We start from the raw sequence: 24,162 nt of genomic DNA, 5'->3' as shown, positions 1-24,162 counted from the left end.
TCCGGATTTGAGCATCTTTAAATCTTATTTTCCGGACTTACAGGTATAGTTTGCGGCACTACAGGGTATGTCAGCAGCAGCTATTGCTTTAAATCCGCCTTCTATATTTACCAGTTTCTCAAAACCTCTGGCTCTTAATATAGAGGCGGTAATCATAGACCGATACCCTCCGGCACAATACAGGTAGAGTTCACTGTATTTATTGAGTTCTGCCATGTGGTCGTTTATATAGTCCAGAGGTACATTACTGGCATTTTCCATATGGCCTGTTTCATATTCCGTAGGTTTGCGTACATCCACTACTTCCAGTGGCGATTGTTGTAAGCGTTTGGCTAGTTCGGTAGCTGAAATAGATTCTATACGATCTGTTTCTTTTCCAGCTTTTTGCCAGGCCTCCAGTCCACCATCCAGATAGCCTATGGCATAGTCGTATCCTACCCTGGCAAGCCTGGTTACTACTTCTTCTTCCCTGCCCTTGTCTGTTACCAGCAAGATAAGTTGTTTTACATCTGGTATTAGGGTACCCACCCAGGGAGCAAAACTGCCGTCAATGCCAATGTTTATGGAATTTGGAATAAATGCTTTAGTAAATACGTCAGGTTTCCGGGTATCTAGTATCAAGGCATCCATTTCATTAGCCGCAGTTTCAAAAGCATCCGGGCTTAGGGCATGTAGTCCGCGGTTCAGTACTTCCTCTATGGCATCATAGCCTTCCTTGTTCATCTGCACATTTATCGGGAAGTAGGCTGGCGGCGGTAATAATCCATCGGTTACTTCCTTCACAAACTGCTCTTTTGTAAGGCCTGCACGTAAGGCATAATTGGTTTGCTTCTGGCGGCCTAAGGTATCGTAGGTATCTTTGCTCATATTTTTGCCACAAGCTGACCCTACGCCATGCGCCGGATATACCAAAACTTCATCGGCCAGGGGCATAACCTTGCTTTGCAACGAATCATACAAAGTAGCCGCTAAATCTTCCTGGGTAAACGTGCTTTTGGCAGCTAAGTCTGGCCGGCCAACATCTCCAATAAATAAGGTATCGCCAGTGAATATGGCATAATCCTTTCCCTCTTCATTCCGAAGTAAATAGGTGGTGGACTCCATCGTATGCCCCGGTGTATGCAGGACATGTATAGTAATATCGCCTAGTAGCAACACTTCACCATCTGTAGCTATATGTGCCTCAAAGGCAGGCTGGGCATTAGGCCCGTATACAATGGCAGCACCAGTAGCTTTGGCCAGGTCTATATGGCCGGATACAAAATCGGCATGAAAATGAGTCTCCAGTACATATTTTATCTTTGCGCCATTCTTTTTAGCTTTCTCTATATACGGAGTAATTTCCCGTAAAGGGTCTATTACAGCGGCTTCTCCTTTGCTTTCTATATAATAGGCGCCTTGTGCCAGGCAACCTGTATAAATTTGTTCTACAATCATGGGTCTGAATAGTTAGGTGATATGACAAAATTAGGCACATTTAAGCAGTGCTTCAGTAACATACATCACATAAGAATATACTGCCAAGAAAAATACACTATTAAAATGGCTTTATTTCCAAATAATTGAATTCCTGATAAAAAATAATGAACTTGAAGTAAAATATCGAACGTTGAAGTAGAAGGAATTTAAGCAAATATCACCTAACATGAAAATTAATATTTTGCTGTTTGGCGTACTTACCGAGGTAACCGGCGAAACACAGCTACAGGTAGATGCAGAAAACATTCATGATCTGAATGATTTACATACATGGCTTGTAAAAAAACACCCAGGCTTACAGGATAAAACCTTTCAGTATGCTGTAAACCAGGCTATCTCCAGTGCAGGGCATCCGCTGCAGGCAGGCGATGAAGTAGCCTTGCTGCCTCCATTCTCTGGAGGTTAGCAGCGCTAAAATCCCCTTAGTATAGAATTTATGTTGAATTAAACTTGTCAGGTTATCAAAATTCAACAGGTTTAAACTCTTCTAAGACCATGCATTTATCTAACAGAGAAAAGGACCGGTATCAGAAACACATACTTCTTTCTGAAATAGGCGAACAGGGACAGCTAAAGTTGAAAGCAGCCAGAGTGCTGGTAATCGGCGCTGGTGGCTTAGGTTGCCCGGTATTGTTATATCTGGTAAGCGCCGGTGTAGGCAACATAGGCATTGTAGATGATGATGTAGTCTCTCTCTCTAACCTACAACGGCAGGTTTTATATAGCACAGATACCATAGGCAAACATAAGGCAGACGTAGCTAAAGAAAAATTACTGGCGATGAATCCGGAAGTACAGATTACTACGTATACACTGCGCTTTTCATTAAAAAATGCTCCTGATATACTAAAGGACTACGATCTGGTAATGGATTGTACAGATAATTTGTACACCAGATATGCCATTAACGACAGTTGTATCCGGGCTGATAAACCATTTATCTATGGCTCTATTCACCGGTTTGAAGGCCAGGTAGCCTTGTTTAACTGGCGGGATAAAACCGGCACAAAGGGTGCCTCTTATCGTTGTTTATTTCCAGAGGCCGGAGAAGCCCCTAATTGCAGTGAAGTAGGGGTTATTGGTGTATTGCCGGGAATTATCGGTACGTATCAGGCAATGGAAGCCATAAAAGTAATCACAGGCATTGGTCAGCCACTTTCAGGTAAATTATTAGTGGTCGATACTCTATATAATACGCAACGGGTAATACGAATCAACAGAAATGAGACAATTATTGAAGCTGTATTGAAAGAGAAGCCAGAATTAATTACAGAAGCAGCAAAAACTCCTGTGCAATCTTCTGGTGTACAGCAGATTACCTCCAGGGAACTCAGAAAGTTACTTGCCAACAAGGCAGATCTTTACCTGATTGATGTACGGGAAGGCTTGCATGACGAAGGAATTGCTTATTCCCATTCCACAGCTATACCTTACAGCCATCTGGCCGCCTATGTAGATGAGTTAATGGAAGAAAACAAAGTAGTGGTCTACTGCCAGTCTGGCCGCACTAGTGCTATGGCCGCTACTTTACTCATAGATTATGGATTGCCGGAAGTATACAACTTGGTAGGCGGGTTGAACGAATGGGAAAAAGAGAAGAATAAAGAAGTAATTTAACTAAGATTCAGACAGTGATTTATATGGAAACAAAGAAAAAGAAACATAAAGTGTTACTAGAAGGGCCTGTTCAGCCATCGTTTATTGCCGATTCCATTGCCAAACATAGCTCCAAAACAGATATAGGGGCACATGCTATATTTCTGGGCCAGGTACGGGCTGATGCCAAAGAGGGCAAAGCTGTAAAAGCTATTGAGTATAGTGCCTATCCGGAAATGGCTGAAAGTATACTATCCGAAATCCGGGAAGACCTATTTAGCCGGTATCCTATTACCTGTATGCATATATACCATAGCGTAGGTACAGTAAAAGCCGGAGAAATTTCCTTATTTGTTTTCGTGTCCTGCAAACACCGCAAAGAATCGTTTGATGCCTTACGCGACATTGTAGAATTACTCAAAGCCAAAGTGCCAGTCTGGAAAAAGGAGATTTATGAAGACGAAAGCCATGTATGGGTATAGGAAACCCGCCTGTACCTCTAGCCTCCAATGGCAAGCATAGAGAGTTTGCTGCCAGAAAATTTTAATTTCTTTTGGGTTAAAGCCTCCTGTAAACGCCGGGTAACTTCCTGCGGGTTGTGCAACTGGTCAGAGATGTTGATAGCTGTATTGTTACTCAGACAGCCATATACATTGCCATAACTATCCAGGCGAAGGCGGTTGCAGTCGTTGCAGAAGGGATCAGATTCGTTAGAAATCACCCCAAACCGGTAGCCATCTTTCATTAGAAAATATTTGGCCGTAGCCGATTCTTCGCGGGGGAGTTCTATAAAAGAATATGCCTGGGAAATAGTTTCTATAATTTGCCTTTCAGAGAAGAAATGCTGTTCGAAGTTTTCATATAAATGCCCCATCTGCATCACTTCCAGAAAACGGATACGAATGTTCCGCTCCTTGGCAAACTGCAGCAGTGGCAGAATCTGTGTATCATTTACCCCTTTCATTACCACACAGTTTATCTTCACAGAAATTCCTAAAGCTATGGCCTTATCAATGCCATCCAGTATTTTATGTAAATTTTTTCTGCGGCTGATCTTATTGTAAACTACCGGATCTACTGCGTCTAAGGAAATATTCAGAGAGGTTAATCCAGCTTTCCAGAGGTCAGTTATTTTTTGTGCCAGCAACGACCCATTCGTAGTCATTTTAATAGCCGGGATACCCATTTGCCGGATGGCCTCAACCAAAGGTACCAGTTCGCGGTATAAGGTAGGCTCTCCACCGGTAAGGCGGATAGTCTCCAGATCAAGCACCTCATGAAGCACACGGATGGTATCGGCAAACTGGGCAGTGGTAAGGGCAGGTCTGTTAGGAGGAATAGACGCCAATGCAGGTACATCTGCCAGTTTATCGGACTCATCCACACAATAGACACAACCCAGGTTACAAACCTGCGTTAAGCTTACCCGCAACGTTTTAAAAGTCCGGCCAAATCTGTCTATGATCTCTTCCATGGGGGCACCTGTATTCTAATCTAGACTCTAATTTACATTATTTTATGCATATTATTCAATAGCAGCAAAAGATCAAAGGCCAAAAACTCCGTCCATCTTTTACAGTAAGCTAACACAACCAGGCTACGTATAATTTCTAGTTAATAATAAATTACCGAAAATTATAAAATATTTGGTATTGCTACAGATTTTAAAGTTTTTTGTAGTATAAACATACCTATTAAAGCCATGCGTGACATCTCGGCCAAACAAATTTCTTTACGTACAGCCAGAGCAGTAGCGGTTGTTATCTGCAGCCAGCAAACCTTAGACTTAGTAAAAAGAGATGCCTTGCCTAAAGGAAACCTTCTGGATGTAGCCAGAGCAGCCGGTTTTCTGGCAGCTAAAAATACACAGCTCTTAATTCCTCATTGCCATCCGGTATCTATTGATGGATTGCAGATTACCTACGACTATCTGGAACCTGGCAAACCCAATCAAGATGTGAATGTAAAAGAAGCCTGGGGTGTAATTGTATACGGCGAAGGAAAATCTATCGGCCGCACAGGAATAGAAATGGAAACCCTAACGGCTGTATCTGTAAGCGCCTTAACTATTTATGACCTGCTGAAACCACTAGCTGACCCAGAGATTGAGATTACTTCCATAAAACTATTAAAGAAAACAGGTGGCAAGTCCGACAGAACTAAGTTCAGTCAAACTCGCCAAAAAGCAGCTATTTTGGTTTGCTCAGATGCAGCTGCTGCCGGGAACCGGGAAGATAGATCAGGTCAGGTTATCCGGGAAATGCTGACTTCACATAACATAGAAATAGCCGACCATCAGATTGTGCCCGATGAGGTAGAAGCCATCCAACAGCATATCCGCAGTTGGGTATCGCAGGATATTCCATTTATCTTCACTACTGGCGGTACCGGTTTAGGCCCCAGAGATACTACGGTAGAAGCGGTGCGGGCCATTATAGAGAAAGAAGCCAATGGCATTACCGAAGCTATGCGTACTCATGGCCAAATGCGAACCCCCCTGGCTATGATGTCGCGGGCAGTAGCCGGTTCTGTAAAAGAAACCTTGATTGTTACCTTACCCGGAAGCCCAAGCGGAGTCCGGGAATCGTTAGATGCTATTCTGCCAGCCGTGTTTCATGCCCGCAAGATGCTGAAAGGCGGAGGACATGAATAAGATTTAAAAATGGGGACATTATAAAACTCTAAATTATGTAGTCTATGACCACTGTTGCAGAGGCTGTTCAACTGATTACGGCTCAAGCTAAATCCTTCGGGAAGGAAAAAATATCCATTGATGAGGCGTATAACCGCGTGTTGGCACAGCCTATTATTGCCGACCGTGATTATCCTCCCTTTAACCGGGCAACCATGGATGGCTATGCTGTACAAGCAGCGGATTTTCTGGAAAAGGGCATGAATTCTCTGCAAGTACTGGAAAATCTTTTTGCCGGAGGCGTAGCTACACAACAAGTTACCTCTGGCACTTGCATTAAAATTATGACTGGTGCGCCTGTTCCGCAAGGCGCCGATGCTGTAATCCGGGTAGAAGATACTAGGCAGGAAGGAAAAACGGTCTATTTTACAACTACCGCTAGTAGGGCCGGGCAAAACATTGCTAAACAGGGAGAAGATGCCCGAAAAAATGATATTCTTATTCCTCAAAATCAGTGGATTGATGCTACAGTTATGGGTGGCATGGCGGTTACCGGCTATGCAGAAGTACTGGTAGAAAAGCTTCCTAAGGTAGCCATTATTTCCACTGGCAATGAGGTGGTTCAGGTAGGCCAGGAAGTGCAGTCTCATCAAATCCGTGATTCTAATACCTATGCTATCCGGTCTTTTTTCAGGCATTATCAAATCCAATCTCCTGTAACTATACTGGCTCCTGATAGCAAAACGGCACTTACAGAAGCTATCCAGTCAGTGTTGGATACAAATATACTGGTGCTATCTGGGGGAGTATCCAAAGGAGATGCGGATTATGTGCCGGAAGTATTGCAAGCATTAGGGGTACAACAAATTTTCCACCGCATTCAGATCAAGCCTGGCGCTCCTTTGTGGTTTGGAACTTTACCTAATGGAGGTGCTGTGTTTGGTTTACCTGGCAATCCGGTTTCGGTACAAGTTGCCTGCCGGTTATTTATTGAACCTTACTTACGGACTTGTTTTGGTACCAGGCTGAGAGAACCTATGCTATTGCCTTTTCTAAGCCAGAAACCTAAAAAAGCAAAGTTTGATGAGTATTTTCCTTGCAAGATTGTAACAGAAGGTGCTATTTCCGGCCTTGTTTCTCTGCGCAACAACAGCAGCGGCGATATAGGAGCTACCCTCGGCAGCGATGGAATTGCCCTTCACCCGCACGATACAGAAATGCTGATTAAAGATACACCTGTACAGTTTTTTTTCTGGTAGAATAATAGAATCGCCGAACCCAGATAAACAAAAAGCAAGCTCAAGAGCCTGCTTTTTGTTTTATACCATGTATTTATTACTCTTCAAACTTCTTTACTAGCAGTGTGGCATTATGCCCGCCAAAGCCAAAGGTATTACTCAGGGCATACCGGACCTCTTTCTTCACGGCTTTTCCTAACGTTAAATTCAGCTCCCGGGGAATTTCAGGGTCTACATTGGCCGTATTCATGGTAGGCGGAATAGCATCCTGGTAAACTGACATTACCGAAGCAATAGCTTCAATAGCACCGGCAGCACCTAATAAGTGGCCTGTCATAGATTTGGTAGCACTGATATTGAGCGTATCCAGAGAGTTTTTGAACAAATTATAGATAGCCTTCAGTTCTGATACATCGCCTAGTGGCGTAGAGGTAGCATGTGCATTTACATAATCCACTTTACTTGCCGGAATACCTGCTTCTTCCAGGGCCATTTTCATACCCAGATAAGCTCCGGCTCCTTCCGGATGCGTAGCCGTCATATGGTAGCCATCCGCAGACATGCCTCCGCCTACAATTTCTGCAAGAATAGTAGCTCCTCTCCTTCTGGCATGTTCGTATTCTTCCAGAATTAATGCACCTGAACCTTCACCCATTACGAATCCGTCTCTATCGGCATCAAACGGACGGGAAGCCACCTGGTAGTTTTCGTTGTTTGTTGACAGAGCCTTCATGGCATTGAACCCGCCGATAGAGGCCATGGTAACTGGCGCCTCAGAGCCACCGGCTATAAATAAGTCTGCTTTGTTCCACTTAATATAATTAAAGGCATCAATCAAGGCATGTGTTGAAGAAGCACAGGCGGATACAGTACAATAGTTTACCCCACGCAGCCCATATTTAATAGAGATGTGGCCACCGGCCATATTAACCAGCATTTTGGCAATAAAGAACGGATTAAATCTGGGTACATTGTTGTTCTCGGTGAACTCTGCGATTTGCTCCTCGAAGGTTTTGAATCCTCCATTACCTGATCCCCAGATCACGCCAAAACGGTCTTTATCTACTTTTTCCAGATCAAGACCAGATACCTGCAGGGCTTCTGCAGCCGTAGCCATGGCATACTGAGAATATAAATCCAGTTTTCTAGCTTCTTTGCTATCAAAATAAGCCAGGGGGTCGAAGTCTTTTACTTCGCAGGCAAATTTGGTTTTAAAATGGGTAGGATCAAATTTGGTAATGGGTCCCACTCCGGTTTTGCCCTTTAATAAGTTTTCAAAAAATGTCTGATAATTGTTGCCGATTGGGGTAATTGCGCCTAACCCTGTAATAACGACTCTTCTTGTTTGCATAGCAATAGTTAATATACCTTGCGGTATAACATGAGAAAATTTATAAAAGTTGTAATTAGGTAATCTGCTCGCGCCAGTAGTTCACTACTTCCTGCATAGGTTTTAAATCGCCTTGCACTCTGGAAATCATGATGGCTCCTTCTACCGCACAGAAAATAGTATAGGCCATCCGCTCCGCATTCAATGAATTGTTGAGCTCACCTGATAGTTGAGCCTGCCTAATGAGTTCTGCTACATGATGTATAGATCTGGTAAGCTCCTTAGAAACTTGTTCTTTTAATGCAGGCTGATTATCGTCGGCTTCTACAGCGGTATTCAACAAAACGCAGCCTCCGGCAACAGGTGGATCAAAAACATATTCTAAGAAAAAGTCCAGAAATAAGTGAAGTTTTTCTACCGCTTTTTGTTTGGTTGATAATTTAGTATGTACAGTTGTGCGAATTTTGGCCACTGCATAGGTAAATGCATTTACTGCAATATCTTCTTTGTTCTCAAAGTTCCCGTAAATACTGCCTTTGGTTAATCCGGTAGCGGAAGTAAGGTCGGTTAGAGAGGTGCCGGCAAACCCTTTTTTGTTAAAGATGGGTGCCGCTGTTTCTATAATAAATTGTTTCGTCCGTTCTGACTTTATCACCTGAATACTGTATACTAAATTATACACCACAAAAATATACCAATCGGTATATTTTTGCAAGTATATTATTCTTCAAAATCTTAAAAAATATTACATAGGATTTTCGGAAGGAATTTTGTAAATAGAGATGCGTATCTATGGAACTTTTATAAGCTTAATGCAGGTTACTACCATATCTTTCACTATTTTCATTACTGTAAATTTCATAGATGATACGATATTGTGCTGCGTTCTCCCAATTAAATCAATAATTTACTTATCTCAGACATGAATTCTCAAGCATTTGCCAACTAAGAGTAACTTTTATTTATAGGAATACTTATGCGAAAAAAAATTTATGTACCTGGTTGATTTTGTAAACTATCTTTAGAACAGATACTTTTTTTTGATAAAAGAGCATAATTTTTGCTGCAAAAGGTCTATTACTTACACTTACTAACTATCTGCCGGATTTTATGAGGTGCAGATCCAAATGGATTTTACTGGTACACATAAGTTTGCTGTTTACACAAACACTGCATGCGCAGAGTGTCATTTTTGAGACATTCAACTCCAGGCAGGGCCTTTCTCAGAATTCAGTTACTGCCATCCTAGAAGATTCGGAGGGATATATGTGGTTTGGTACCAGAGGTGGGCTTAATAAGTTCGACGGGTATACATTTACAGTCTATGAACACAATCCTGCTGATTCTGCTAGCATAAGTAACAATAATATCAGAGCCATTTGTAAAGATAAAAGTGGTACTATCTGGATAGCTACGCAATCGGGTCTGAATGCATATAATCCCCATACCGGTAAGTTTAAAAATTACATACATAAATCTGGCGAGCCTGGTAGCATCAGTGACGATGATCTCCTGGCAGCTTATGTAGACCGGGCAGGTACTTTATGGATTGGCTCCAGATTCGGCCTCAGCAAATTCGATCATAACACCCAGAGTTTTACTTTATATCAACACGAACCCCACGATGTAAAAAATACCTGGGCTATCAATTCCATTCAAACTATTTATGAAGATGGCTTTGGCAATTTGTGGGTAGGTACCCACAAAGGGGTAAGTTTGTTTAACCGCCAACAACAAAAGTTTACACGTTACCTGCAGCTGAACGAAGATTCTTCAGTGAATTGCCGGGTTGTGGCCCTTCATGCGGATAAAGAAGGTTTTCTGTGGATAGGCACCATGGGGCATGGGTTGCGCAAAATGAATATTGCCACCAAAGAAGTTATTACTTATAAACAAGGTGCTGCAAATAATCAATCAATTAACAATAACTCCATCCTGTGCATTAAGGAGGATGCGGCCGGCGATCTATGGATAGGGACCCAGTATGGTGGATTAAACAAGTACAACCAGAACAAAAATACATTTGAATATTATATAAACAATCCGTATGATCCTACCACGCTAAGCAATAACTCGGTTATGTCTTTGTATGAAGACCGGGCAAAAAGATTGTGGATTGGTACCCATGCAGGGGGAGTTTCTAAACTTGATAAAACCAGCATAAAATTCACTTTATTTAAAAATGAATTAAATAACCCCAACAGCCTGCAGGATAACCAGGTAAGTGCTTTGTATGAAGATGCGAAAGGGAATCTTTGGATTGGAAACCGCAAAGGTATAGACAAGTACCATCTGCCAAGCGGCAAATTTACGCATTACATGTACAAATCTACGCTTCCCGGCGAACTGAGCCGAAATACAGCCTTACGCATTGTGGAAGACCGTTATGGAAAGCTATGGATTGCACTCTTTGGAGGCGGCTTGCTAAAATTTGATCCGGTTACTGAAAAATTTACCTGGTTTTTACATGATCCGGCTAATAAAAATAGCTTAGCCCATAATGAAGTTCTGGCCTTGCTTCAGGGGAAAGATGGCTATTTATGGATAGGTACCCGCAACGGATTAGACAAATTAGACCTGGATACAGAAACTCTTACCCATTACAATACCTTAACTTCTGAAAAGGGAAATACCTTGAGGATTATGGATATGCATGAAGATAGCCTGGGCGTATTGTGGCTGGCTACATATAGCCATGGATTAATGAGTTTTGATAAAAAAGGCATCTTTACCAGATATATTGACCGGACACCGCAGAGTTTGCTCAATGAAAAAATACAGGTGCTCTATAAAGGCAATTCAGGTAGGTTGTGGTTTACTTCGGATCATGGAGGCCTCTACTATCTAAACTCCCATAGCCTTACGTTTCATAAAATAACTACCCCTGCTTCCCTAGCTAAAATCGTCATCAATGGAATAGTAGAAGATAACAAAGGGAATTTGTGGTTAAGTACACTCCGAAATGGGATATGTAAATATTCTATCAAAGAAAATACGCTACGCTACTATGATGAACGGGATGGCGTACAGAATATTGAATTCACTTACGCAGCACATCAGAACAGAAACGGGGAAATATATTTTGGTGGAGTTTATGGATTTAATAAATTTAATCCCTCATGCATTCATGATAATCCGTACCCAGCCAAAGTGAAAATTACCGGCTTTAAGGTTTTTGATAAGCCCAGAAGCCTTGAAAACAAAACCATTATCCTACCTTACAGTGATAACTTTTTCTCCTTCGATTTCCTGGGGTTAAGTTTTACACAGCCAGAAAAAAACGAATATGCCTATCGGCTGGATGGGTTTGACAAGAAATGGAATTATACAGGTACCAGAAAATTCGCTAGCTACACGAACCTTGATCCGGGGGAATATACCTTCCGGGTAAAAGCGGCCAATAACGATAAGGTATGGGGAAAAGAAGAAGCCCAAATAAAGCTTATTATTACGCCTCCTTTCTGGAAAACCTGGTGGTTTGAGTCAGGGCTTGCTATAAGTGTAGTTCTTATAGGGTATGTAATTTATAAACTCAGAGTCAGAAGCATACAGGCACAAAATGAAAAGCTGGAAAGCCAGGTGCTACAACGCACAGAACAATTAAAACAACAAGGCATTATTATATCCCGGCAGCGTGATGAACTGCAAGAGAAAAATACCCAGCTAGAAGAAGCCTTGCATATAGCAGAGGCTCAACAGGCCGAAGCTATTAAACAACGCACAAAAGCAGAAGAAGCGAATAAATTTAAAACAGAATTACTAGGTATTGCGGCACATGACTTAAAGAACCCTATTGGTTGCTTTATGCTGTATGCCGACCTGATAAAAGATACACCCACCGACACAACGAAAGTTAAAAAACTCGCAGGTGTGATTAAAAACACCTCACAGTATATGGTAACTTTAATTTCTGATTTGCTTCACACAGTGCGTTTGGATAGTGGGCATGTTTCGCTGAAAAAAGAAAAGCAAAATATAGGTACCCTGCTGGAAGAGATGATAGAACGGAACCGCATACAAGCCCAGTGGAAGCAACAGCAAATACATTTATACATTAAAGGCCAGTGTATGGCTATGGTGGATGTGTGTATGATAAAAGAGGTGATGGAAAACCTGATCAGCAATGCCATTAAATTTACTCCCAGAGGGAAAAGCATTTATATTGATGTAACTAAAAAAGAAGGTCTTATTCAGATACAGGTAGAAGATGAGGGCGTTGGCTTGTCGGAAGATGAAATGGATATGTTGTTTGGCGTTTTCCAAAAACTATCGGCCCGGCCTACTGAAGGAGAAGGCTCTACCGGGCTTGGCCTATCTATTGTAAAAAAGTTGGTAGAACTACACAATGGAAGGGTAAAAGCCAAAAGTAAGGGGATAGATAAAGGAAGTATTTTTACGGTGGAGTTGCCTGCCATTGTGAGCAAAACAAAACGCAGCATAATCAAAAACCCTGCAGACGAAACAGCGCTGTAGCAAGTAACGCTTACACTACTAAAGCAGGAGCGTTACTTGCCGGTTTACTTACCAATCTATTTCTTGCTTGCCCTGTTCCTGCAAATATGCATTGGCTTTGCTGAAATGCTTGCATCCAAAAAAACCTTTATCGGCAGCAAAAGGGGATGGATGGGCCGCCTTTAATATGTGATGCTTGGTACTATCGATAATAGCGCCTTTCTTTTGAGCATAAGCGCCCCATAACATAAAAACTACTCCTTCCTTCTCATCGGAAAGTGCTTTAATAGCGGCATCAGTAAATTCTTCCCAACCCTTTTTTTGGTGAGATCCGGCAGTGTTGGCCCTTACGGTTAAGGTGGCATTTAACAGCAATACTCCTTGCTGCGCCCATCTGGAAAGATTGCCAGATTGAGGAATAGGTTTACCCAGGTCGTCTTTTATCTCTTTAAATATATTGATTAGAGAAGGTGGCTTGGTTACTCCATCATTCACAGAAAAAGCTAATCCATGAGCCTGGCCTGCCCCATGATACGGGTCCTGGCCAATCAATACTACCTTTACTGCATCAAAAGGACATGCCTCAAAGGCATAAAATATTTTATTTCCAGGAGGATATACCGTATGGGTAGCATATTCTTCCTTAACAAAAGCAATTAGTTTCTGAAAATAAGGTTTTTCGAACTCCGGCATTAGTCTGCTTTTCCACGAACTTTCCAGTTTTACGTCCATATAATTTTAGTGTTTAGTGAATATTTCAGGCATTAGCTGACGAAAAGTAAATATATTTTATATGATAAAAAGCTATGCATCTGAGTTAAAAATTTTGTAATTTAGGTAAGCTGTATGTGAACTAACCTTTAATACATAAAAAAAGTTATACTTAGTTAGTTTAACTGGTTTTCATTAAAAAGCATTGATTAGCAAAAACTAATCACTAATTTTAGCCGTTTACATAGTATTATCCCTACGAATATTATTAATCAATCATATGATAACTGAGATCACACAAGGCGTAAAAGTGACCGTGGCTACAGAATATCAACCTGAGTATTCAAGCCCTGTTCAGTCTCATTATGTATTTACTTACAAAATCAGCATCGAAAATTGCAGCGAATATACTGTTCAGCTTCTGAGAAGACATTGGTTTATACATGATGCCAATGGAACAGTAAGAGAGGTAGAAGGCGAAGGCGTAGTAGGGCAACAACCCGTATTGGAGCCTGGTGAAACCCACGAATATATATCCGGATGCAACCTAAAAACCGGAATCGGTAAAATGAATGGCACCTATCTGATGGAACGCATTGTAGATGGCCGTACGTTCCAGGCCCGTATTCCTGAATTTGTAATGGTAGTCCCTTATAAACTGAATTAAATTACTACCTCATTTCTGCATGGCTTTCTAAATTTTTTAGTTTTTGCTGTTTCGGTATATCCAATTCTTGCTGCATTCAAAAAATGAACATGGCATACATTCTCCGTTCGTTTTCGAGTTGTATACCCGTATAATTCTAGCAGTAGACCCGTACTACATATTTCCGGAAATTGAAGCTTGCCGTACCCGCATGCTGAATTCTGCTGAAGAGATTATCGTAGAAGATATGGGTGCAGGCTCGAAAGCAACGCTTTCCAGAAAAAGGAAAGTTAAAGATATTGCCCGTTACTCCTTAAAAAACACAAAAACAGCACAATTACTTTTCCGCTTAGTTAATCACTTTCATCCGCAAACCATTCTGGAGCTAGGCACTTCTCTGGGAATTAGTACCTTGTATTTAGCCTCTCCAAATACAAAGGCCCACATAGTAACCTTTGAAGGATGCCCGCAAACACTAGCCGTTGCACAGAGAAACTTTACCCATTTTGGATATAACCATATCACGCCTGTTCAGGGCAATATAGACCAGTCGCTTCCATTGCATGTAGGCAAAATTGCAAAACTGGATTTCGTTTTTTTTGATGCCAATCACCGCCTTCTGCCTACCTTAAATTACTTTAATATCTGTCTTTCCAAGTCGCATGCACAGTCAGTATTTGTGTTTGATGATATATATTGGTCTGCGGAGATGGCTGAAGCCTGGCAGCAAATTAAGGCTCATCCCCAGGTAAGGCTTACGATTGATTTATTTTATGTAGGCTTAGTGTTCTTCCGGACAGAACAGCCTAAGCAACATTTTACACTAAGATTTTAAACCAATATATACTATTTCTACTATTTGCTTTATTGTATCAAAGGCTTTCTTATCTTTGATAGCTACACTGTTTGAAAGAATTATTTGCCTATTATTTATATGAAGAAGATTGCAGTCATTGCACACGATGGAAAAAAAGCTGAAATGGTAGCTTTTTTAAAGGATAACAAATTTATGTTAGATAAAGCCACCCTGGTAGCAACCGGCACCACCGGCCAGTATGTAGAGAGGGCAGGCCTTATAGTAGAGAAAAAATTATCGGGCCCTTTAGGCGGCGACGCCCAGATTGCAGCCATGGTAGCTGAAAAGCAGCTAGATGCTGTTATATTTTTCAGAGACCCATTGGGTAAACACCCTCACGAGCCCGATGTACAGATGCTTATGCGTTTATGTGATTTACACGATATACCATTGGCTACTAATCCGGCTACAGCTAAATATCTGATAGCTGGTATGTTTGATGAAGACTAAGCAGATAAGGCAGATCGTTCACTTGAATTAATTACACTTCTTTTTTACGTTTAGTCAATTCATACAGGATACTATATTTTACAGCGGAGCCAAAAAAACAAATACCTGCGTTTATTACTATCAGACTGGTGGTACCCCACATAAACCAGTGAATAAAAGCTGCATTATCCCGCATTTTAAATAAGGCTGTTCCAAATATACACAAACCAGCACCTATCAAAAGCAGGCCGATGGGTGCAAAAAGCATCCATTTTTTATAATATGCTTGAGTGGTTTTGTACATCTCTTCAGGTTTTTCTTGCTGCATCGGTTTCTATAGTTATTTTTTATACTTGGCACTTGAACTTTGCATAACTTTTGACTCTATGACTGAGTTGCCTAATGTCAGGTGGATACACTTTTAAAAATATATCTCCTGTGCCAGCCGGTAGGTATTGGCATGTGCTTCTATAATATCTGCTATCCGTTGCGAATAGCCACCTCCCATGCTTACAGCTACCGGAATTTTATTTTCCTTACAAAAAGATAATACGGTCCGGTCTCTTTCCTTGCAGCCAAACATACTTAAGGATAATTTTCCTAGCTTATCTGTTGCCAGCACATCAACCCCGGACTGAAAGAAAACAAAATCAGGTTGTACAGTATCTACTATCTTCGGTAAATGCGTATTTAATGCCTGCAGATAGGCCCGGTCATCAGTAAAATCAGGCAGTGCTACATCCAGATCCGATTGTTCTTTATGTAATGGATAATTACTAGCTCCATGCATGCTGAAAGTAAAAACCGCCGGATTATCCCGGAATATCTGAGCAGTTCCATTTCCCTGATGTACATCCAGGTCTATTACTAACACTTGCGTAGCCAGGTGGTGGTACAGTAAATAATTAGCCGCAATAGCTATATCATTGAGCAGACAAAACCCCTCTCCCCTATCGGTAAACGCATGGTGTGTTCCTCCGGCAATGTTCATAGCTATGCCATATTCCAGTGCATACAAAGCAGCCTGTACGGTACCTTGGGCAATTGTTATTTCCCGGTGAACCAGCTGTGGCGATAGCGGAAACCCGGTTTTTCGTATCTCGGCAGGTGTCAGGTCTAAATTTTTTAGACGGTGCCAGTAATGTGCATCATGGGTAAGCAAGATATACTTTTCATTTACCGGAGATGGGTGAAAAATACTGTCCGCCTGAATGGTTCCTTCGTATAACAACTGCTCTGGAAGCAGGGTATATTTATCCATAGGAAACCGATGGCCTTCCGGTAAAGGATGTGCATACGCTGGCGTCCAGGCTACTTTCAGCATCTGTTTTATCTTGTTCAGGTAGATATAACCCAGTGCTTACAAAAAAGTTGTTAAAAATTATAAAATCGTATAACGGCCGGGCAGCTAAACTTGTAGATAGTCGCCTTTCCAGTGCTTGATTTTCTTTTTGATCTGTGAAGGGGTAAGATCTTCCATGAGGGTAATCTCCAGTAATGGTATCAGTTCTCCATCACTGGCAAAACGGAGAGCTATAATCTGGTCGGTTTTGAGCTTGTGTTCAATTGGATTAAAGGGTTTGCCGGTAATAATAAAATACCGGAGCCGCATTTCCTGTAAAATAATTCTCTTCTGCGTGGTAACAGCATTTTGTTGCATCCACACAATAACCGCTGCTACTATGACGCCAGCCAATAAATAATATACTCCTTGCATCCACTGCTGTTGCATGAACCCATGTATAACAAAATATGCTGTAGATAACACAAGAAAAGCAAAACCAGCTGGAACTAATAAATAATAATAAACCGGGTTATAATACCGGTGGTTGCTATAGTGCTGTTTGCTTGCCATTTATTTACCAGTTTTCCATTCGAACATACCTAAATAAACGTAAACATATAGAAACTAATTATTCTACAGCATTTTTTTCGACAAATATGCATAACATATGGATAAACTTATTTTTATATCATATATAATTTATCCTATATACCTACAGCGGCGGTATAGCTTTTCATTTTTATCAGCTTTTGATTATTTTCACATAAATCTTTTAAACAAACCACCTATGCCTTCTTTCGATGTTGTTAGCAAAGTAGATGCTCAGACACTGGACAATGCCATCAATACAGCTAAAAAAGAGATACTAACCCGCTTCGATTTCAGAGATTCTAAAAGCACCATTGACTTAGATAAAAAAACGTCTACGATTCATCTGGTATCTGAGAATGATATGCGCCTAAAAAACATTCTGGATGTAATTATTAACCGGATGGTAAAACAAGGATTAGATGCTAAATCGTTGGATTTAACGGCGGAGCCCTACGCATCAGGTGCTTTTGTGAAGCAGGATATCAAACTAAAAGAAGGTATTGATAAAGAGGCAGCAAAAAAAATGGTGAAAGATATTAAAGACTCCGGCCTAAAAGTACAAGCCTCTATTATGGATGATCAGTTGCGGGTAACCGGCAAAAAGATTGACGAACTTCAGGCAGTGATTGCCCGCCTGCGTCAAAAAGATTATGGCTTACCGCTGCAATTCACCAATATGAAATCGTAAGGGCATTAAGTAATCCTGTAAGGAGCCTACTTGGCACTTTTAGACAGATCAGTCAGGAAATTTTTAAACTCTTCGGTATTATACTTAGCCATTCCCTCTTTTCTAAGTACGATTTTGCCATTGGGTGAAAGTACAAAGGTGGTAGGTATGCTACTTGTTGCAAAAGCGGAAGGCATTTCCTGCGTAGTGGCATACACAGGAAATGTATATCCCTTTCTATCAATAAACTTTTTAGCCTTTTCCAGATCTTCGTCCAGGGTAAGCATCACAAATTGTATGTGCGAGGTATCTATTTGCTCGTATAATTTATGAATACTAGGCATTTCAGCAATACAAGGTGGGCACCAGGTAGCCCATAAATTGATAAATACTACCTTGCCTGCAAAATCTTTCATATTCACTTTTTCTCCATTCAATTTGGCCAATGGAATATCATATATGGGTTGCTGCACTTGAGCTGGTAACTCCTGCAAACTATGGTCAACTGAAGGCTTTAATAAACCAGTAGACAGAAAGACTTGCTGAACACGGCCGATCACTTCCGTATGTAAACCTGTCAGGTATAATGTTAAGATGACAGTAAGCATGACTGCCCAGCTGGTAATTTCACTTTTCCATATCTTCTTCATAGCAGTAAATTTAGTATACAATGAACAAAAATCTATCAAATAAGTGTTCTATAAATGGCCTGCCCTTTAACTTATATTTACACCAGTGGTATATAAAAAGTACAAAATACCTATATAATGTATAAGTGGTAAATTTGGCCAACAATAACACAGTAAAGCATTTATCTATAATTTAGTATATAGCTTAAATGCAAAAATTAACATTTTTTAACAATTTTCTGGCATAGTATTTTCTTATATTTGAACATCAGACAGATTTTATCTGCAAGACATTAAAAATTAGTATTGTATCAACCCTTTTAAAAAGTATAACTAACATGAGAGAATTTGGAAAAACCGTTGTAGCTGCTGTATTGGGAGGAGCCATTACTTTTGGGGCTTCGCAAGCATTTAACGAAAACGACTCAAAAATCATTATTGAAAAAACACCTGCTTCTTTTAAGAATGTAGCTGCTTATACTACCAATCCGGATGGTTCTGTACAAGTTGATTTTTCTTTCGCTGCTGCTAAAGTTACCCCTGCAGTAGTGCATATCAAATCAACTATGAAAGCAGGTGCACGCAGTGGCCGGGCACAATCTATTCCGCCACAATTGCGTGAGTTTTTTGGAGATCAGTTCGGTGGACTTGAACAAATGCCACAGCAACCATCTATGGGCTCTGGCTCCGGCGTTATCATTAGTGATAATGGCTATATTGTCACCAACAACCACGTAGTGGAAGGTGCTTCTGAACTGGAAGTTACTTTATCCGATAAACGGGCTTTTACCGCTAAAGTAATAGGTACTGATCCTTCTACTGACATAGCTTTACTAAAGATTGAAGCGAAAAATTTGCCAAAATTAGCCCTGGCTAACTCAGATAATATAAAAGTAGGACAGTGGGTATTAGCGGTAGGTAATCCATTTAACTTATCTGGAACAGTTACCGCAGGTATTGTAAGTGCTAAAGGCCGTAACCAGATAATCCGTAGCGAAGGCAGCATTGAATCTTTTATCCAGACAGACGCTGCTGTGAACCCAGGTAATAGTGGTGGTGCGTTAGTAGACTTGAATGGTGACTTAGTAGGGATTAATACCGCTATATTCTCTGAAACAGGCTCTTTTGCCGGATATTCTTTTGCGGTACCAACCAGCATTGTAAGCCGGGTGGTAGAAGATCTGATCGAGTTTGGGGAAGTTAAACGTGGATATTTAGGTGTTCAGATCCGTGATATGAACAGTGAACTGGCTAAAGAAACCGGCTTAAATGTAACACAGGGAGTATACATTGAAGGGGTAACTGAAGAAGGTGCTGCAAAAGCTGCCGGCTTGAAAAAAGGAGATGTAATTCTTAAAGTAGATGATAAGACAGTAAGCTCTGTGTCTCAATTGCAAGAAGCCGTTACCAGACATAAACCAGGTGAAAAAGTAAATATTGTGATCGTAAGAGATGGCAAGGAGAAAGATATGAAAGTAGCCTTAAAAGGAGCCGCCGGAACGCCTCAACTAGTGAGAGCCAGCAGCAGTGAAACCTTACGAGGCCTGGGTGCAGACTTGAGTGCTATTAGTGCAACAGAAGCCAAACAATTAGGTATAACTGGTGGCGTAAAAGTAGAAGAATTATACCCTGGTGCCTTAAGTGCACAAACTGAAATTAAAGAAGGTTTTGTCATTACCAAAGTGAATAAGAAAGCAGTAAAGACAGTGGAGGAAGTGAAAGCAGCCATAGAAAGTACCGATGGCGGGGTGATGTTAGAAGGAATGTATCCTGGCAACCCAACCGTGTATTACTATGCATTTGGTAAGTAATTGGTAGTTGTGCTGCTGCAACAGGCAGATGTGCAACTATGATTACCGGAACATACACAAGTGAATATAAAAAAGGCTGTCTCCGTAAGACAGCCTTTTTCGTTTGCGTAAAATCTAAACCCAACAATTCAACAAAAATTTATAGTTCTATTCTACAGATGGAATGGTTAGACTAAAGCCCGCAAGTCTACTGGTACTACTTTAGATACGCCAATATCTCCTTCCGTCTGGGTAATTCCATAAATAATATCAGTAGATACCATCGTACGTTTATTATGCGTAACAATAATAAACTGCGACTCATTGGAAAATTTGCGGATAATATTGTTGAACTTATCAATATTGGCATCATCCAGTGGAGCATCTACCTCATCGAATATACAGAAAGGGGCCGGCTTCAGCAGGTATATAGCAAATAATAAAGAAATAGCTGTTAATGTTTTTTCTCCGCCAGATAGCTGGTTAATAGTCAGTGGACGTTTTCCTTTGGGCTTGGCCAGGATTTCAATACTTGATTCCAGCGGATTATCCGGGTTAGATAATTTTAAGTCGCAGGTATCTTCTTCAGAAAATAAGGAGCGGAATACTTTTATAAAATTCTGCCTGATCTGCTCATAGGCTTTCATAAAGTTATCTTTAGCTACCATGCTTATTTCCTGTATGGTGTCTAATAACGATTGTTTGGCATTTACCAGATCTTGTTTTTGGGAGTTAATAAAATCATAGCGGCTCTTCATTTCTTCAAAAGCTTCCAAAGCCAGTGGGTTAATTGGGCCAATCCGGTCCATTTTGCTCTTGATTTCCTGTACCTTTTCTTTAATGGCTGGTTCGGTTATATCTTCTGGTACACCTTCCATAATAATTTTACCAGCAGCCGTTTGTTTTTCCTCAATAAATGTATCCAGGTCAATGCTGAATTCTACTGAAAGTCTTTCTTTTACAGAGGTCAGCTGGAGTTTAGTTTCATTCAGCCGGTGATGCAGTTCCGAAATCAGCGAATCGGTAGTTTCCCGTTGCCGTTGTACTTCTTTCGATTCTTTTTCTAATTTATCTATGGTGCCTCTGGCCTGGTAATAATTTTTTTCTGCTTCATTTACACCAGTTTCTATGTTCTCTTTTTCTTTGTACATAGCCACTAGTTCGTCGTCGTTGCGTTCGCCGCTGCCAATTAACTCTTCCAGCGCCATTTGTGCTTTGGTTAATTCTTCCTGGTTTTTTTCCAGGCGCAGGTGGCTGCTTTGTAATATGCTTGCCTTGTGGGTAATTTCCTGTATAATACCAGCTACTTTGTTCTGCTGCTGATGAAACCGGATGGTCTCTTGATTGTAGGCCGAAGAACGCAATCCCAGCATTTCATTCTGCGTAAGCAAATCCTGGTTAAGCGTATTAATCTTTGATTCCATGGCCTTAAGCTCTTTACCCCACTTTTCGGCTTCCGGCTCCTGCTCAGTTATTTCTTCCTGTAACACTTCCATTTGCTCAAGTATAGCCGAATGCCGCATAGTTTGGTTGCTAAGTAACAGAGCCGTTTGTTCCTGCCTTGTTTTAATTGAGATCTGCTCCTGGCTCAATGTATTTATCTCCTTTTGCAGGCGGCTTATCTGGTTGTTTAGCTCTCCGGCTTTGCTAAGCAAATCTCCTTTACGCTGTTGCAGCTTTTGCTGAGCCGCTGTATACTGAGTTAATTTTTCTGATAATTCAGCTATCTCTGTCTTTAGGCTTTCCAGGTTTCTGGCCCGGCCTATCCGTTTGCCCTCAAATGAACCTACCGAACCTCCGGAAATACTAAAGCGGCGGCGCGTAATTTTGCCGTTCTGCGTAATAAAAATGGCTCCATCATTACCGGGTATAGAACTATGGCTTTGAGAAAGAATATACACGCCTTCTAGCAAAATACTAATCAGGGGTTTATATTTCTCTTCATAATCCACAATGTCAATAGCAGCCACAATTCCTTTCGCAGGATCAGCCAAAGCAGGCTTGGGAGACTGGTAGCCTTTTACATTATCCAGTACAAAGAAGTGGGCTCTCCCCTTCTCGGCATGGCTTAACCAACCAATTGCCTGGTAGGCTTGTTCTTCTGTTTGCACCACATAATAGTTCATTACCGGTTCCAGATAATTTTCGATGGCTATGCGGTAATCGCTGGAGCAAGTAACAATATCTGAAAGCAATGGGGCACTTTTATCAAATCCGTGGTGCTTTTTCAGGTACTTTATAGCTTCGGGAAATCCTTCCAGATTGTCTACCAGAGATTTAGTCAGCTTATATTCATTTTGTTTGGCATCTAGCGTACGGTTTGTCTGGGCAAGATCCTGGCGGGTAGTTTCTATAGCTACCTCTGTTTGCCCAAGTTCTTGTTGTAACGTTTGAACCTGTTTCTGGAGGGTGGTATATTTCTCCTGGTGTTCTTCTAGTTGCGTATTTACCTCATATAGCTTTTCTTCAAACAAAGAAAGATTACTACTCTGGGCAGCATTATCTGAAGATGCTCTTTCCAACTCCTGTTTAAGTGACGACAGTTGAATCTGCTTAATCTCCAGTGCCTTTTTCAGCTGAAAGATTTCATCCTGCTTACTGCGGTACGTTTGGTTTAAAAGTGTAGCTTCCCGTTGCAGATCCTGCGTAAGTTCCTTTTGCTCCTGATATTCTTCCAGCAATACTTTTACCTGGGCTTCGGTTTCCCGGAAATTAACTTCTGCCGCCTGTTTTTCTAGTTGCAACCTCCGCACCGATTCTTCCGATTTTTCTTTCTGCTCTGTATCGGTTTCTATTTCAGTCTGTAAAGAAGACACTTTATCAGATAAAAAGTTGAGCCGTTCGCTGCGTATTTTCTTTTCACTTTCGTATTGCCGGATTTTGTTTATGTATTCATTTAACGTTTTCTGGCGGGCGGAAAGTAGTTTTTCTTTTTCCAAAAGTTCGTTCTTCTCTTTATCCAGCTGAGCATCTTTTTCTAGCAGCAAATCTTGTAAACTGGAACGCCGGTTTTGTTCGGTTTCTATATGTTTTCCCAGGCTGATAAAGGCATCGCTATGCTTGCTAATGGTTTTCCAGGCCAGGGCAATGCTCCAATGCTTGTATTCTTCTTTTAATTTAAAATAACTCTGCGTTTGTTTAGCCTGCTTTTCCAGGGTTTTTAGGTTTTTGCTGATCTCATGCAGCAGATCCTCTACCCGGCTCAGGTCATTATCGGTATCTTCCAGTTTGCGTAAAGTTTCTCTCTTCCGGATTTTGAACTTGGAAATACCAGCGGCTTCTTCAAATAACCCCCGGCGGGAATTATCTTTATCGTTTAGAATTTCATCCACCATCTTTAGCTCAATAATGGCATAGCTATCGGAGCCAATACCAGTATCCAGAAACAGATTGGTAATGTCTTTCAGGCGGCAGGCTACATTATTAAGCATGTATTCGCTTTCGCCGGTGCGGTAATATTTGCGGGTAACTGTTACCTGCGAATATTCGGTAGGCAGCAGGTTGCGGTTATTGTTAAAGGTGAGCGATACTTCAGCCATTTGCAGGGCTTTGCGGGTTTTGGTACCATTAAAAATAATGTTTTCCATCTTTTCAGACCGCAGGGCTTTTGTTTTTTGCTCACCCAGCACCCAACGGATAGCATCTACCACATTCGATTTGCCACATCCATTCGGCCCAACAATGCCGGTTATGCCTTCATCAAAGTTGATAATTACTTTATCCCCAAAACTCTTGAAACCTTTTATTTCTAATTTATTTAATTGCATCCGCCGTTATAACAATAATATACTTGGGTATGTACAGGATAAGTCTTAGAAGTATAGTAACAAA

At 41.1% G+C, this 24,162-nt stretch carries 21 protein-coding genes; 11 read left to right on the top strand and 10 right to left on the bottom strand.

Features of this window, described 5'->3' with window-relative positions; all coding sequences use genetic code 11:
• Window positions 1-24 precede the first annotated feature (24 nt).
• Window positions 25-1,437, bottom strand: a complete 1,413-nt coding sequence (locus Q0590_RS14620; protein ID WP_302038302.1) for an MBL fold metallo-hydrolase — start codon at window positions 1,435-1,437, stop codon at window positions 25-27.
• Window positions 1,438-1,645: 208 nt separating this feature from the next.
• Here Q0590_RS14620 and Q0590_RS14615 point away from each other — a divergent pair, with 208 nt between their 5' ends.
• The 3 genes from Q0590_RS14615 to Q0590_RS14605 all read left to right on the top strand — a co-directional run bounded on the left by Q0590_RS14615 (window position 1,646) and on the right by Q0590_RS14605 (window position 3,557).
• Window positions 1,646-1,885, top strand: a complete 240-nt coding sequence (locus Q0590_RS14615; protein WP_302038301.1) for a MoaD/ThiS family protein — start codon at window positions 1,646-1,648, stop codon at window positions 1,883-1,885.
• 89 nt (window positions 1,886-1,974) lie between these two features.
• The gene (gene moeB, locus Q0590_RS14610) at window positions 1,975-3,096 is read left to right on the top strand and encodes a HesA/MoeB/ThiF family protein (protein WP_302038300.1); all 1,122 of its coding nucleotides are present in this window, start codon (window positions 1,975-1,977) and stop codon (window positions 3,094-3,096) included.
• A gap of 23 nt (window positions 3,097-3,119) precedes the next feature.
• Window positions 3,120-3,557, top strand: a complete 438-nt coding sequence (locus Q0590_RS14605; RefSeq protein ID WP_302038299.1) for a molybdenum cofactor biosynthesis protein MoaE — start codon at window positions 3,120-3,122, stop codon at window positions 3,555-3,557.
• A 17-nt stretch (window positions 3,558-3,574) separates the two neighbouring features.
• Here Q0590_RS14605 and Q0590_RS14600 read toward each other — a convergent pair whose 3' ends face one another.
• Entirely contained in the window at window positions 3,575-4,549 is a 975-nt protein-coding gene (locus Q0590_RS14600; RefSeq protein ID WP_302038298.1) for a GTP 3',8-cyclase MoaA, read from the bottom strand.
• A gap of 228 nt (window positions 4,550-4,777) precedes the next feature.
• On the opposite strand from Q0590_RS14600, the gene moaCB reads away from it, so the two are divergent.
• Together moaCB and Q0590_RS14590 are read left to right on the top strand one after the other, a co-directional pair.
• Window positions 4,778-5,728, top strand: a complete 951-nt coding sequence (moaCB, locus tag Q0590_RS14595) for a bifunctional molybdenum cofactor biosynthesis protein MoaC/MoaB (RefSeq protein WP_302038297.1) — start codon at window positions 4,778-4,780, stop codon at window positions 5,726-5,728.
• A gap of 44 nt (window positions 5,729-5,772) precedes the next feature.
• The gene (locus Q0590_RS14590) at window positions 5,773-6,966 is read left to right on the top strand and encodes a molybdopterin molybdotransferase MoeA (protein WP_302038296.1); all 1,194 of its coding nucleotides are present in this window, start codon (window positions 5,773-5,775) and stop codon (window positions 6,964-6,966) included.
• Window positions 6,967-7,042: 76 nt separating this feature from the next.
• On the opposite strand, the gene fabF is transcribed toward Q0590_RS14590, so the two are convergent.
• A complete protein-coding gene (fabF, locus tag Q0590_RS14585; protein ID WP_302038295.1) occupies window positions 7,043-8,296 on the bottom strand; it encodes a beta-ketoacyl-ACP synthase II in 1,254 nt (417 codons plus the stop codon).
• A 55-nt stretch (window positions 8,297-8,351) separates the two neighbouring features.
• Window positions 8,352-8,930 (bottom strand): TetR/AcrR family transcriptional regulator, encoded by a 579-nt coding sequence (locus Q0590_RS14580; RefSeq protein ID WP_302038294.1) that lies wholly within the window; start codon window positions 8,928-8,930, stop codon window positions 8,352-8,354.
• Window positions 8,931-9,385: 455 nt separating this feature from the next.
• Here Q0590_RS14580 and Q0590_RS14575 point away from each other — a divergent pair, with 455 nt between their 5' ends.
• Complete coding sequence (locus Q0590_RS14575) at window positions 9,386-12,748, top strand: sensor histidine kinase (protein WP_302038293.1); 3,363 nt, start codon at window positions 9,386-9,388, stop codon at window positions 12,746-12,748.
• Between the two features lie 48 nt (window positions 12,749-12,796).
• On the opposite strand, the gene ung is transcribed toward Q0590_RS14575, so the two are convergent.
• On the bottom strand, window positions 12,797-13,459 hold the full coding sequence (gene ung / locus Q0590_RS14570; RefSeq protein WP_302038292.1) for a uracil-DNA glycosylase: 663 nt from the start codon (window positions 13,457-13,459) through the stop codon (window positions 12,797-12,799).
• 259 nt (window positions 13,460-13,718) lie between these two features.
• On the opposite strand from ung, the gene apaG reads away from it, so the two are divergent.
• The 3 genes from apaG (at window position 13,719) to Q0590_RS14555 (ending at window position 15,390) form a co-directional block, all read left to right on the top strand.
• The gene (gene apaG, locus Q0590_RS14565; protein WP_302038291.1) at window positions 13,719-14,105 is read left to right on the top strand and encodes a Co2+/Mg2+ efflux facilitator ApaG/CorD; all 387 of its coding nucleotides are present in this window, start codon (window positions 13,719-13,721) and stop codon (window positions 14,103-14,105) included.
• Between the two features lie 67 nt (window positions 14,106-14,172).
• On the top strand, window positions 14,173-14,919 hold the full coding sequence (locus tag Q0590_RS14560; protein ID WP_302038290.1) for an O-methyltransferase: 747 nt from the start codon (window positions 14,173-14,175) through the stop codon (window positions 14,917-14,919).
• A 99-nt stretch (window positions 14,920-15,018) separates the two neighbouring features.
• The gene (locus Q0590_RS14555) at window positions 15,019-15,390 is read left to right on the top strand and encodes a methylglyoxal synthase (RefSeq protein WP_302038289.1); all 372 of its coding nucleotides are present in this window, start codon (window positions 15,019-15,021) and stop codon (window positions 15,388-15,390) included.
• 31 nt (window positions 15,391-15,421) lie between these two features.
• Here the strand turns inward: Q0590_RS14555 and Q0590_RS14550 are convergent, their stop codons facing one another.
• The 3 genes from Q0590_RS14550 to Q0590_RS14540 form a co-directional block, all read right to left on the bottom strand.
• A complete protein-coding gene (locus tag Q0590_RS14550) occupies window positions 15,422-15,697 on the bottom strand; it encodes a hypothetical protein (RefSeq protein WP_302038288.1) in 276 nt (91 codons plus the stop codon).
• Between the two features lie 93 nt (window positions 15,698-15,790).
• A complete protein-coding gene (locus Q0590_RS14545; protein WP_302038287.1) occupies window positions 15,791-16,693 on the bottom strand; it encodes a histone deacetylase family protein in 903 nt (300 codons plus the stop codon).
• An 84-nt stretch (window positions 16,694-16,777) separates the two neighbouring features.
• Window positions 16,778-17,224, bottom strand: coding sequence for a DUF6526 family protein (locus Q0590_RS14540; protein ID WP_302038286.1), 447 nt, complete (start codon window positions 17,222-17,224; stop codon window positions 16,778-16,780).
• Between the two features lie 217 nt (window positions 17,225-17,441).
• Here Q0590_RS14540 and Q0590_RS14535 point away from each other — a divergent pair, with 217 nt between their 5' ends.
• A complete protein-coding gene (locus Q0590_RS14535; RefSeq protein ID WP_302038285.1) occupies window positions 17,442-17,933 on the top strand; it encodes a YajQ family cyclic di-GMP-binding protein in 492 nt (163 codons plus the stop codon).
• 26 nt (window positions 17,934-17,959) lie between these two features.
• Here the strand turns inward: Q0590_RS14535 and Q0590_RS14530 are convergent, their stop codons facing one another.
• Window positions 17,960-18,562, bottom strand: coding sequence for a TlpA family protein disulfide reductase (locus tag Q0590_RS14530; RefSeq protein WP_302038284.1), 603 nt, complete (start codon window positions 18,560-18,562; stop codon window positions 17,960-17,962).
• A 317-nt stretch (window positions 18,563-18,879) separates the two neighbouring features.
• Between Q0590_RS14530 and Q0590_RS14525 the strand changes: the two genes are divergently transcribed.
• Window positions 18,880-20,352 (top strand): Do family serine endopeptidase, encoded by a 1,473-nt coding sequence (locus tag Q0590_RS14525; RefSeq protein WP_302038283.1) that lies wholly within the window; start codon window positions 18,880-18,882, stop codon window positions 20,350-20,352.
• A 167-nt stretch (window positions 20,353-20,519) separates the two neighbouring features.
• Here Q0590_RS14525 and smc read toward each other — a convergent pair whose 3' ends face one another.
• Window positions 20,520-24,098, bottom strand: a complete 3,579-nt coding sequence (gene smc, locus Q0590_RS14520; protein ID WP_302038282.1) for a chromosome segregation protein SMC — start codon at window positions 24,096-24,098, stop codon at window positions 20,520-20,522.
• Between the last annotated feature and the right edge of the window lie 64 nt (window positions 24,099-24,162).

The organism is Rhodocytophaga aerolata (assembly GCF_030503435.1).
Taxonomy (GTDB): domain Bacteria; phylum Bacteroidota; class Bacteroidia; order Cytophagales; family 172606-1; genus Rhodocytophaga; species Rhodocytophaga aerolata.
Note: the sequence above shows the minus strand (reverse complement) of the source record. Positions and strands in the feature narration are given on the sequence as shown.

Coding starts and splice junctions, on each gene's coding strand:
- Q0590_RS14620 (WP_302038302.1), bottom strand. CDS start 1,437: ATGATTGTAGAACAAATTTATACAGGTTGCCTGGCACAAGGCGCCTAT.
- Q0590_RS14615 (WP_302038301.1), top strand. CDS start 1,646: ATGAAAATTAATATTTTGCTGTTTGGCGTACTTACCGAGGTAACCGGC.
- moeB (WP_302038300.1), top strand. CDS start 1,975: ATGCATTTATCTAACAGAGAAAAGGACCGGTATCAGAAACACATACTT.
- Q0590_RS14605 (WP_302038299.1), top strand. CDS start 3,120: ATGGAAACAAAGAAAAAGAAACATAAAGTGTTACTAGAAGGGCCTGTT.
- Q0590_RS14600 (WP_302038298.1), bottom strand. CDS start 4,549: ATGGAAGAGATCATAGACAGATTTGGCCGGACTTTTAAAACGTTGCGG.
- moaCB (WP_302038297.1), top strand. CDS start 4,778: ATGCGTGACATCTCGGCCAAACAAATTTCTTTACGTACAGCCAGAGCA.
- Q0590_RS14590 (WP_302038296.1), top strand. CDS start 5,773: ATGACCACTGTTGCAGAGGCTGTTCAACTGATTACGGCTCAAGCTAAA.
- fabF (WP_302038295.1), bottom strand. CDS start 8,296: ATGCAAACAAGAAGAGTCGTTATTACAGGGTTAGGCGCAATTACCCCA.
- Q0590_RS14575 (WP_302038293.1), top strand. CDS start 9,386: ATGAGGTGCAGATCCAAATGGATTTTACTGGTACACATAAGTTTGCTG.
- ung (WP_302038292.1), bottom strand. CDS start 13,459: ATGGACGTAAAACTGGAAAGTTCGTGGAAAAGCAGACTAATGCCGGAG.
- apaG (WP_302038291.1), top strand. CDS start 13,719: ATGATAACTGAGATCACACAAGGCGTAAAAGTGACCGTGGCTACAGAA.
- Q0590_RS14555 (WP_302038289.1), top strand. CDS start 15,019: ATGAAGAAGATTGCAGTCATTGCACACGATGGAAAAAAAGCTGAAATG.
- Q0590_RS14550 (WP_302038288.1), bottom strand. CDS start 15,697: ATGCAGCAAGAAAAACCTGAAGAGATGTACAAAACCACTCAAGCATAT.
- Q0590_RS14545 (WP_302038287.1), bottom strand. CDS start 16,693: ATGCTGAAAGTAGCCTGGACGCCAGCGTATGCACATCCTTTACCGGAA.
- Q0590_RS14540 (WP_302038286.1), bottom strand. CDS start 17,224: ATGGCAAGCAAACAGCACTATAGCAACCACCGGTATTATAACCCGGTT.
- Q0590_RS14535 (WP_302038285.1), top strand. CDS start 17,442: ATGCCTTCTTTCGATGTTGTTAGCAAAGTAGATGCTCAGACACTGGAC.
- Q0590_RS14530 (WP_302038284.1), bottom strand. CDS start 18,562: ATGAAGAAGATATGGAAAAGTGAAATTACCAGCTGGGCAGTCATGCTT.
- Q0590_RS14525 (WP_302038283.1), top strand. CDS start 18,880: ATGAGAGAATTTGGAAAAACCGTTGTAGCTGCTGTATTGGGAGGAGCC.
- smc (WP_302038282.1), bottom strand. CDS start 24,098: ATGCAATTAAATAAATTAGAAATAAAAGGTTTCAAGAGTTTTGGGGAT.